General features: G+C 42.4%; 8 protein-coding genes. 3 read left to right on the forward strand and 5 right to left on the reverse strand.

Annotation, left to right across the window (positions count from 1 at the left end; translation table 11 throughout):
• Positions 1 to 547, forward strand: a 547-nt coding sequence (locus tag OU792_RS17915) for a TonB-dependent receptor domain-containing protein (protein WP_274670957.1), incomplete at its 5' end; no start/stop codon positions are given.
• A 39-nt stretch (positions 548 to 586) separates the two neighbouring features.
• Here the strand turns inward: OU792_RS17915 and OU792_RS17920 are convergent.
• The 4 genes from OU792_RS17920 to OU792_RS17935 all read right to left on the reverse strand — a co-directional run bounded on the left by OU792_RS17920 (position 587) and on the right by OU792_RS17935 (position 6,286).
• Positions 587 to 2,233 carry a M1 family metallopeptidase gene (locus OU792_RS17920; RefSeq protein ID WP_446698919.1) on the reverse strand — a complete coding sequence of 549 codons (1,647 nt, stop codon included), beginning with the start codon at positions 2,231 to 2,233 and terminating at the stop codon, positions 587 to 589.
• A 115-nt stretch (positions 2,234 to 2,348) separates the two neighbouring features.
• Positions 2,349 to 4,538, reverse strand: coding sequence for a S9 family peptidase (locus OU792_RS17925; protein WP_274670958.1), 2,190 nt, complete (start codon positions 4,536 to 4,538; stop codon positions 2,349 to 2,351).
• A gap of 65 nt (positions 4,539 to 4,603) precedes the next feature.
• Positions 4,604 to 5,098, reverse strand: a complete 495-nt coding sequence (locus OU792_RS17930; RefSeq protein WP_274670959.1) for a phosphoheptose isomerase — start codon at positions 5,096 to 5,098, stop codon at positions 4,604 to 4,606.
• Positions 5,099 to 5,248: 150 nt separating this feature from the next.
• The gene (locus OU792_RS17935) at positions 5,249 to 6,286 is read right to left on the reverse strand and encodes a cytochrome-c peroxidase (protein WP_274670960.1); all 1,038 of its coding nucleotides are present in this window, start codon (positions 6,284 to 6,286) and stop codon (positions 5,249 to 5,251) included.
• 181 nt (positions 6,287 to 6,467) lie between these two features.
• On the opposite strand from OU792_RS17935, the gene OU792_RS17940 reads away from it, so the two are divergent.
• Together OU792_RS17940 and OU792_RS17945 are read left to right on the forward strand one after the other, a co-directional pair.
• Positions 6,468 to 7,769, forward strand: a complete 1,302-nt coding sequence (locus OU792_RS17940) for an aminotransferase class I/II-fold pyridoxal phosphate-dependent enzyme (RefSeq protein ID WP_274670961.1) — start codon at positions 6,468 to 6,470, stop codon at positions 7,767 to 7,769.
• 10 nt (positions 7,770 to 7,779) lie between these two features.
• On the forward strand, positions 7,780 to 8,859 hold the full coding sequence (locus OU792_RS17945; protein ID WP_274670962.1) for a serine hydrolase domain-containing protein: 1,080 nt from the start codon (positions 7,780 to 7,782) through the stop codon (positions 8,857 to 8,859).
• Positions 8,860 to 9,250: 391 nt separating this feature from the next.
• Here the strand turns inward: OU792_RS17945 and OU792_RS17950 are convergent.
• Positions 9,251 to 9,601, reverse strand: a 351-nt coding sequence (locus tag OU792_RS17950; RefSeq protein WP_274670963.1) for an ABC transporter permease subunit, incomplete at its 5' end; no start/stop codon positions are given.

Consider the following 9,601-nt stretch of genomic DNA (forward strand, 5'->3'; position numbering starts at 1 on the left):
ATCCATGGTTGCAAATACCCTTCTGTTTTTCACCCAAATTCAAAACCCGCTGGTTTTGGAGCAAAGAGCAAATGGTTTTGAGTTTGTACAGCCGGATGGAAAGTTTGAGACTCGCGGTGTAGAAGTCAATTTGAAGTGGAATTACCGGGACTTCAAGCTATTCACAGGCTATACATTTGCGGATGTAATTCAGGAATTGAATGGTGAAATCAATCCTTATCCTTTGGTTGCTAGACATCGACTGAACAATGTCCTGATGTATGAAAAGCATGAGAATTTCTGGATTGGTTTGGAGGCCTACTACTTTTCTCCACAAGTACTCAACGACGGGCAAGAAGGTCAATCGTATTGGATTATGGGGCTGATGACCGAGAAAGTATTGGGTGAGCATTTCTCTGTTTTCCTCAATTTTGAAAACTTCCTAGACACCCGTCAAACCCGATTTGATACGATTTACACCGGAGACTTAAGCAATCCTGAGTTTCGGGATATCTACGCGCCGGTGGACGGTTTTGTGATCAATGGAGGTTTCAAATTGAAATTCTAAAAAAGGAAAAAGTCACCCTTTATTTGGGGTGACTTTTTCTTATCTCATTTTCGAAACCCCAACGTAATAATCTGGATCCAAAAACAGTTCCTCCTGCCTTTTGACGGAAATCTCCTGCCAACTAGTTCTGGGTTGCAATCGGATTTTCTCCTCTCCCAAAGTCACGTCCACCGGCATGTCAAATGCAGGCACACAGCTCGTCCAGCGATAGTTCAGCGTTTTATCATCTGAATAATAGTATTCCAAAACAGGGATGGATGTCTCTCGCAGATATTGATCAAAAAAGGGCTTAAGATCTTTCCCTACCTGCTGTGATATGTAATTTTCAACTTGCCGGGTGGTGACGGTCTGATGATAGAACTCTTCATTTAATCCCCGTAAAATACTTCTCCATTTTTTATCATCCCCAATGATTTCCCGAAGGGTGTTGAGCATATTACCTCCCTTGTAATACATATCCCCCGAGCCTCTTCGATTCACCCCATAAATCCCAATAATCGGACTTTGATTGGCAATATTCATCCGGGTTCCTCGCACATATTCCTGACCTGCCTCTTTTCCAAAATGGTAGTCCAAAAAGAGACTTTCCGAGTAATTGGTGAAGCTCTCATGAATCCACATATCGGCCACATCCCGGTAGGTAATATTATTCGCAAACCATTCATGACCAGCCTCATGGATGATGATAAAGTCAAATTTCAATCCCCAGCCTGTTCCACTGAGATCACGGCCCAAATAGCCATTTTGATAGCCATTGCCATAGGTGACGGCGCTTTGATGCTCCATCCCCAAGTAAGGCACTTCGATGAGTTTGAATCCATCTTCATAGAATGTATAGGGACCAAACCAATGCTCAAAAGCCTCCATCATTTTTCTGGCGTCTTGAAATTGCTTTTCGGCTTTTTTTAGATTTTCCCGAAGGACATAATAATCCATCGTCAATCTTCCCTTTTCACCTTCATACTCTTCCCCAAAGTGCACGTAGTCTCCAATACTGATATTGACTCCATAATCATTGATGGGATTGGAGACGAACCAATGGTAGGTTTTTTTATCTCCATTTTCTTCAACCTTTCGAAGCCGGCCATTGGACACATCCATCAGATCTTTGGGCACAGTGACCGAAATCAGCATACTATCCACCTCATCGGCAGGATGGTCTTTGGTGGGCCACCAGATACTAGAACCAATCCCTTGATTGGAATTGGCGATGAAATGCTTGCCATTGGAGTCTTTTTGCCAGGTAATCCCCCCATCCCAAGGGGGACGGACAGCTACCTTGGGCTTTCCTTCATAGAAAATTTCAAGCTCATTGAAGGCTCCTTTTTCCTGACTTTTCTGAAGTGAAATAAAATGCGCAGCGCCTTCCCGCTTAAAGGAAAGCTCCACTCCATCCTGCTTGACTGCAGTGATATTCAATGGCTGCTGCAAGTCAATTTGAAGTATTTGTGCAGGCTCCTTGACTTGATAGCGTACTAGATTTTTTCCCTTAATGGATTGTGTTTCGGGAAAAACCTCCACCGAAAGATGATAGTAATTCAAGTCCCACCAAGCTCGCTCTGGAGTAATACTGCCTTTGAGGGTATCAGCTCGGGTAATGACATCCTGCGCAATAGCAGTACTAAATAACCCAAAGAACAAAGGCATACAGCCGATCAATCTCAAAAAGTCTTTCCTTATAGACATAAACTAATTCCTAATTCCTAATTCCTAATTCCTAATTCCTAATTCCTAATTCCTAATTCATCCTAATTCCTAATTCCTAATTCCTAATTCCTAATTCCTAATTCCTAATTCCTAATTAAATTCCTCCTGGAGGACAGTGTTTCTTCAAGAAATCCGTGTACATTTTTCGCAAATGAGAATTGGTTCCCTCCCCTTCCGAGATAGAATGTGAGCGATTAGGGTAAGGCATAAACTGAAAGATTTTCCCGTGTTTGATCAATTCGTTGACCAGCATATCCGCATTGGCATAGTGCACATTATCATCAGCCGTGCCGTGGATATAAAGCAGGTTTCCTTCTAGATTTTTGGCATGAGTCATGGGTGAACCTGCTACGAAGTCCTCCAAGTTTTCCTGAGGCAAACCCATGTAGCGCTCCTGATAGATATTATCATAGGTCAACTGATTCGCTACTGCAGCGATGGAAATTCCGGTTTTATAGATTTCAGGATATTGAAAAAGTAAGTTTAGGGTTGCAGAACCTCCACCGGACCAACCCCAGACGGCAATACGGTCCGGATCTACAAAGTCCCATTCCAAAATCTGTTTGGCAGCTTCAGCTTGATCTGAAATATTCAATCGCCCGATCTTTCGATAGATGCTTTTCCGCCACGCCCGACCTTTCGGAGCAGGTGTTCCGCGATTGTCCAGAGAAATATAGATATAGCCATCCTCGGCCATATCTCCATCATAAAGACGATTTCTACCTACCCCATAGGTATCTTTGACATTGGCCCCCCAAGGCTCTGTATAGACATAAAATACGACCGGATATTTTTTTGTAGGGTCAAAATTGGTTGGCTTGACCATCCAACCGTCCATTTCGGTTCCATCATCCAAAGTCAGAGTAAAAAACTCCATACCCGTATCATCAGGCTTGTTTACTGAGACTCCCATCTGTTCCCCCATCGATAGGAAGTCATGATCAGGAAGTGAAATCCAATCTGTAATGGGTCGCGTGTAGTGATTTTGACCACGATAGAGGGCAAATTTACCCGAGGGTGAAATCTGATAATCGTGTGTCCCTTCCCAAACCGGAGGAGTAAGCTTTTCAGCTTCTCCACTGCCGTCCCAACGCGTTCGGTAAAGGTACTTTTGGGTAGCATTTTCCGGTGAGGCGTGGAAATACACCCAACCTTCCACTTCGTCCACATGAAGTAGATTAATCACATCATATTCTCCGCGAGTGACAAGCTGCTCTTTTCCATCCAATCCAATTCGATAAACATGTCGCCATCCGTCTTTTTCCGACAGCCAGACAAACTCCTTTCCTTCGCTTACCCAAGGAAAGCGATGACGATAGGTCAAGGCGTAAACATTATCCCAAGTGGACATCACATCAATCCAAGCCTCATCTTTCTCTTCATAAATAACTCTTGCCTGATTTTTTGGAACATCCACGGCATAGATCTTGGAATGATTCTGCTTCCGATTGAGCTGTTGTATGAACAATAAGTCCGGATTGTTCCACTCCATCCTTGGCAAGTAATGCTGTGCTGGATCACCCGGAATATTCAACCAAGTAGTTTTTAGACTGGAAAGATCAACCACGCCAATTTTTGCAGGAGATGGAGACTCCCCAACTTTAGGATATTCCACAGGAATGATCTGAGAGTAGACCGAATCCGTGTTGTTGATCATGTAAAAGTCTCGAATCTGATTAGCATCCAGCTGCCAATAAGCTATCTGCTTACTATCCGGGCTCCATTGAAAACCATCTCTACAGGCAAACTCCTCCTCATAGGCCCAATCAAAGGTGCCATTGATCAGTTTGCGATTTCCATCGGTGGTCAATGCGGTGATTTTTCCCGATTCCAAATCCTCCACATACAGGTTGTATTCGCTGACGTAGGCGGCCTTTTGGCCATCAGGAGAAATCTTAGCGAAGCGAAGTGAGGACTCCGGTAAACCCTTCCCAATTTGCTGCAGCTTCTTACTATCCAAGTCCAAAACCCAATAATCTCCTTGGGTATCCAATCGCCAAACTCGCTTGGTATTGGTGTAGATCAGGAGCTTTTGTCCTTCCTCATAAAATGAAAAGTCTCTTATGCTTAGTGGTTCTTCACCATTTGGAGTTAACCATTCATTGGGTACGACAACGGTTTCTGACTGATCAGAAATCGAATATTCAGTAATTCCATTGGCCTTTATTTGATAAATGGACTCTCCTGAAGTTGACCACTTTAATTCTTGAGCTTTTAAACCTCCAGAAAGAAGGATTAGCAGTACGAATACAAATCTGGAAAAGGTAGGGTTGAACTTTCTCATTCCTAAAAATAAATGAAATCTCCTTTTCCGAACGAAGAAAATCTTTTTTTTAGGAGGAATTAGCCTCAACGACCAAAATCATCCTGCAATCTGACAATATCGGCCTCGTCGGAAGGGTGATCTGAGTCGGTATGCTGCCAGATCTCAGCTACTACCCCCCAATCATCCAAGCCGATCAGTCGATGACGCTCCCCCTGCTGCAATTTGATTTTATCACCTTTAGCTAAGGTAGTTGTATCACTTTCCTCATCAGTCAAACTTGTGGCCACAGCAACTTGCCCCTCGATACAGCGCCAGATTTCAGCACGTCGAAAATGATACTGCCAACTCAATCTTTTTCCGGGTGCTACCAGCAAAATCTTTGGACTGAGTTTGCCAGAAATATTAATAGAGTCAAAATCTTCTTCCGGAAAAAAATGGCTTGCAAATTCCTTCGCTTGACTTTCATCAATCACCAAAAATCCACCCCAGGGCCTTTCTGAGTCCTCTTTGACAACAGTAAATCCTAAATCAGAAAGTTGAGATTTGGCTTGGGAAAAAATAGCTTCTTGTGACTGCATAAAATAATTCTTTCAAATACTCGAAGTCCAAAAATAAAGATGGAATTTAAAATAAGGCCATTTTTTCATAGGAAATAGATGCAATTCTAAAGAAGAAAGCCCAAAGGCAGAACCTAAGGGCTTATCATGAGCACGTTAAACCAAAACTAATCACTTGATCGCGATGACATTAGGGTCAGGAGCGGCAGTCAAAGATTTGAGGAAAGCAACAATCTTGTCGACTTTAGCATCATCAAGCTTCTTTCCCAATTGTGTCTGAGCCATTATTTGCACGGCATTTCCCAAACTATCCACACTTCCATCATGGAAATAAGGATAGGTTTTTTCGATATTTCGAAGGCTAGGAGACTTAAAAAAGTACCGATCAGATTCACGCTTAGTGATATCATAGAGTCCGTTATCTATTTTCTCACTTCCTGTCAAGGTCCAGTAATCCTCATAGATTCCAAACTTTTGAATCATACCTCCACCTAAGGCCACCCCACTATGGCAGGTCGTACATCCTTCTTCCATAAAAATGGTCAACCCTTCTTTTTCCAGTGCGGAAAGCTTGGAATCATCACCATCTAAATAATCGTCAAATCTGCTTCGTGGATTTAATCTTCTCTCAAAAGCTCCGATAGCATCTCCAATATGATCAAAAGTCAGAGTCTCATGAGTTTGCTCCCCATAGACCTGCGCAAATTTTTCAATATATTCCGGGATAGTTTTTAGCCGCTCTACAAGAAACTCTTCTGAAGGAATATTATGCTCCACAGGATTCAGGATAGGCATTCCTGCCTGTTCCTCCACATCTTTGGCTCTACCGTCCCAAAACTGCTGCTTATGCATATAGGCATACAGGGTAGTCGGTGAATTCCTTCCTCCTAATTCATGGGTATCACCCGGCGAGGCAGCTAAATTATCTACCCCGTAGGTATCAAGATTGTGGCAGGAATTACAGCTTATATTTCCATTTTTTGAGAGGCGGGTATCGAAATAGAGCATTTTGCCGAGCTCAACCTTTTCATAAGGGTTCGGACGATACTCACGAGGAGTCACGGACTGGAAAGTTTCCTGGGCTTTTTTCATCAACTCAGGCCTAAGTGGATCATCCGATTCAAATACCTGGTTATAAATAGTTTGGGTTTCTTTCTGACAGGAAGAAATAAGTCCTAAGAGCGAAAATAAAAGGATAAGGCGTTTCATTTTTGAATAATTTTTCTCAAAAATCGGCAGCTATCAGGACTTCAATGGTGATCTGAATCACTATTTAAATTCAATAGATTTTATCTATTGATCATTCAAGTCTAACCATAGATAAGTGTGATTATTTCCATTTTAAAAAGAAACCAGTACTTTCACTTCGGTAAAGAATCAACTAAAAAAAATGCTTTCTCAAATCGGAAAATCAGCTTCCAAAAAAGCCATGCGTGTAGACCTGGAAATCTACTATGAAGCCATGGAAAACCTTTATGACCCGGAGGATAATCCAGAAGGAACTTTTCCGATGAATATTGCAGAAAATCATCTTTGCTGGGATCAGCTACGGGAAAGAATCCAACAGGTAACCCGTGAAAATGATATTCCCGAATGGGTGGCGAGTTATACGGACCCCGCCGGAGCTCCTAGCTTCCGGGAAGCCACTGCAGGATTTTTGGGTAAGTTTTTATTTCACTGCCCTGTAGATCCCGAAACGATTGCTTTTTCTGGTGGAGCTACTTCGGTTATAGAGATGACTAGTTTTTTGATTGCCGAACCAGGAGAAACAGCCGTAATTCCCGCACCAAGCTATCCGGTGTACACCGGCGATATAGGCACACTTCCCGGTGTGAAGCGATATGATTTGCAGCTGCCGGGAGATTTCAGCAAAAGCGAGTATGATTTTGATTTAGAACTATTGGATAAGGCAAAAATTGAGATTGAAAAGGCTGGAAGTACTTTTAAAATGCTCATTCTGACAAGTCCTGATAATCCAACAGGTAGAATCTATCGAGAGTCTGATCTGAGAAAAATCGCTGAGTGGTGCATGGAAAATCAGATCCATCTGATTGTCAATGAAATCTATGGACTATCACAACTAGATATCACACATCCTGATCTCAAGTCTGAGTATGAGCAACCTACGCAGTTTGTTTCCTTTGGCAAAATCATGGAAGAGTTCAAAAGCCCTTTCCTGCATTTCTGGTATTCCTTTTCTAAGGATTTTGGCGTATCGGGATTTCGAATAGGCCTCCTTCACTCACACAATATGGATTTGATCCAAGCCTATCGAAATGCCGGTTTGGGTCATTCTATTTCTAACTACACACAATGGGTGATGCAAGAGGTCCTGAAGGATCACACTTTTCTTTCAACCTATTTCAAGGATTTTCAAAAGCTGCTGACTGAAGCCTATCTGGCTTTTACAAGAGGATTGAAAAAGCTTGAAATTCAATACAATCCTTCTAGGGGGAGCCTATTCGTTTGGATGGATCTTTCCGAGTTTTTGGAAGAAAAGAGTGAAGCTGGAGAAGAGAAGCTTTGGCTGGAAATCTATCAGCAAACGGGCATTTTATTGACTCCTTCCCATGGATTTGGTCACTCTCAGAAAGGATGGTATCGGGCGGTGATTACAAGCATTCACCCATCAGAAATGAAAGTTGCGTTAGGAAGGCTGGGAAAATTCGTTCAAAAAAGGAGAATTACTTAACTGCCCAACAATGAGATTTTATTTCAGTTTATCCCTTTGTTTTTTATTGGTATCCAACGCCTTTGGCCAAGATTTTCAGTCTATTCTTGAAAAAGAACTCAGTGAAAACCTACCTGGGATATCAGTCTGCATTCAATCCGAAGATGAGCAGTTCTCTTGGTCTGGAGCTGCTGGTTTTGCAGATCAAAAATCCAAATCGCCATTACGACCCGATCAGACATTCCGCATTGCCAGCGTTACTAAAACCTATGTGGCAGCCGGGATTCTAAGATTAATGGAAGAAGGTAAATTAAACTTGGAAGACCCGATTTCAAAGCATATCGATCCCGAACTTTCCAAAATCCTGTTTGAAGACTATATGCTTGATCAGATTACTATTCGGCAGACCCTAAGGCATTCTGCAGGTTTTTTTGATCATACCAATGCCCCTGACTTTTTCAAAACCATTCTGGAAAAACCTGACCATCAATGGAGTAGAACAAGTCAAATCAAACTTGGAGTAGAACAGGGCGATCCTGTAGGAGCTCCAGGAGATCAGTTTAGCTACTCGGATATGGGTTATGTGATTTTGGGAGAAATCATCGAAAAATACACCAATAAATCCCTGGATGCTGGTCTCAAGGAGCTTTTGGGCCTGGAGGAGTTGGGACTGGAAAGAACAGACTTCGAAGGAGAAGACTCCATGACGGACCAGCTCCGAATTCATCAGTATTTTCAGGGAATGGACACCTATGAGTGGAGTCCTACGATGGATTATTTTGGAGGTGGTGGTTTCCTTTCAACTACCTGTGAGTTGGTGGATTTTTTCCAGGCTCTATTTCAAGGAAAAGTCTTCGAAAACCCTGAGACCCTAGCTATCATGTTAGAACCAGTTACTTATTCAGAAAAAGCCAGAATGGATTATCAAATGGGAATGTATCAGGTGGAGATCAATGGAATGAAAGCCTACACCCACTCCGGATTTTGGGGGACTCAGGTCCTTTATTTTCCTGAGAAAAAAATCTTTATGGCAGCCAACTATTCCAGTGCCTGGCGAGGCGGAGCTGCTGCACCTGTTTTCGAAAAACTACTGGAAGAAATCAATGAGTAGAGTATGTACAGGCGGGCGATTGACTGTCCGAAAACAGGACAAGATCTGACAAATTACTTTTATAATTTACTGACAATTAATAAATTACCTAATTGGCATTTGGCTTGTTAATTAAAATTCTATGTTAAACTTTCTCCTTTGGTTAATCCTATTTGTGATTTGCTGGCCCATCGCCATCATTGCTTTGTTTTTGTACCCCATCGTATGGCTGCTTCTGCTACCTTTCCGGCTTTTGGGCTTTGCGTTCGATCTCTCTTTCGATTTGATTCGAAATATCTTCCTCTTGCCTTTCCGCCTATTGGGAGTGAAGTAGAAAGCTAGGCATCCTGGAGAACGAATTCTTTCTGATAAGCAAAGGGAAAAGTGATTTTTCCCTTTGCTCTAGAACTAATCAGAAATCCCTTTTTTGAAATATTTTGGTTGCCAAGACATTTGGAATCAGTACCCAAATCAGCAGAGCCAATACGGAGACGATCAATCCAGATCCACTAGAGAAAAATTGCTGAAAAAAGGCTCCAGTATAGCCCATCAAAGCTGAAATATCCAGCTGCATCAGCATAAGAATTCTACCTAGATCCACCGGGTTGAGCAAGACCATTGCCAGAGTTGCTTCCTCCAGCGGATAGTCTGCAAAGCTGTAGATCACATACAATACCAGTCCATCGTAGACAAGTGAAAAATATATCCAAAGTGCCAGACTTACTCCTACTGCTTTGGCCTTATCGCGAGTCAAGACACTTGC

Source organism: Algoriphagus sp. NF, from assembly GCF_028823735.1.
Lineage (GTDB): Bacteria > Bacteroidota > Bacteroidia > Cytophagales > Cyclobacteriaceae > Algoriphagus > Algoriphagus marincola.

Bases quoted from the DNA above. Each gene is read 5' to 3' on its own strand.
- OU792_RS17945 (WP_274670962.1), top strand. From the start codon at position 7,780: ATGAGATTTTATTTCAGTTTATCCCTTTGTTTTTTATTGGTATCCAAC.
- OU792_RS17930 (WP_274670959.1), bottom strand. From the start codon at position 5,098: ATGCAGTCACAAGAAGCTATTTTTTCCCAAGCCAAATCTCAACTTTCT.
- OU792_RS17940 (WP_274670961.1), top strand. From the start codon at position 6,468: ATGCTTTCTCAAATCGGAAAATCAGCTTCCAAAAAAGCCATGCGTGTA.
- OU792_RS17935 (WP_274670960.1), bottom strand. From the start codon at position 6,286: ATGAAACGCCTTATCCTTTTATTTTCGCTCTTAGGACTTATTTCTTCC.
- OU792_RS17920 (WP_446698919.1), bottom strand. From the start codon at position 2,233: ATGTCTATAAGGAAAGACTTTTTGAGATTGATCGGCTGTATGCCTTTG.
- OU792_RS17925 (WP_274670958.1), bottom strand. From the start codon at position 4,538: ATGAGAAAGTTCAACCCTACCTTTTCCAGATTTGTATTCGTACTGCTA.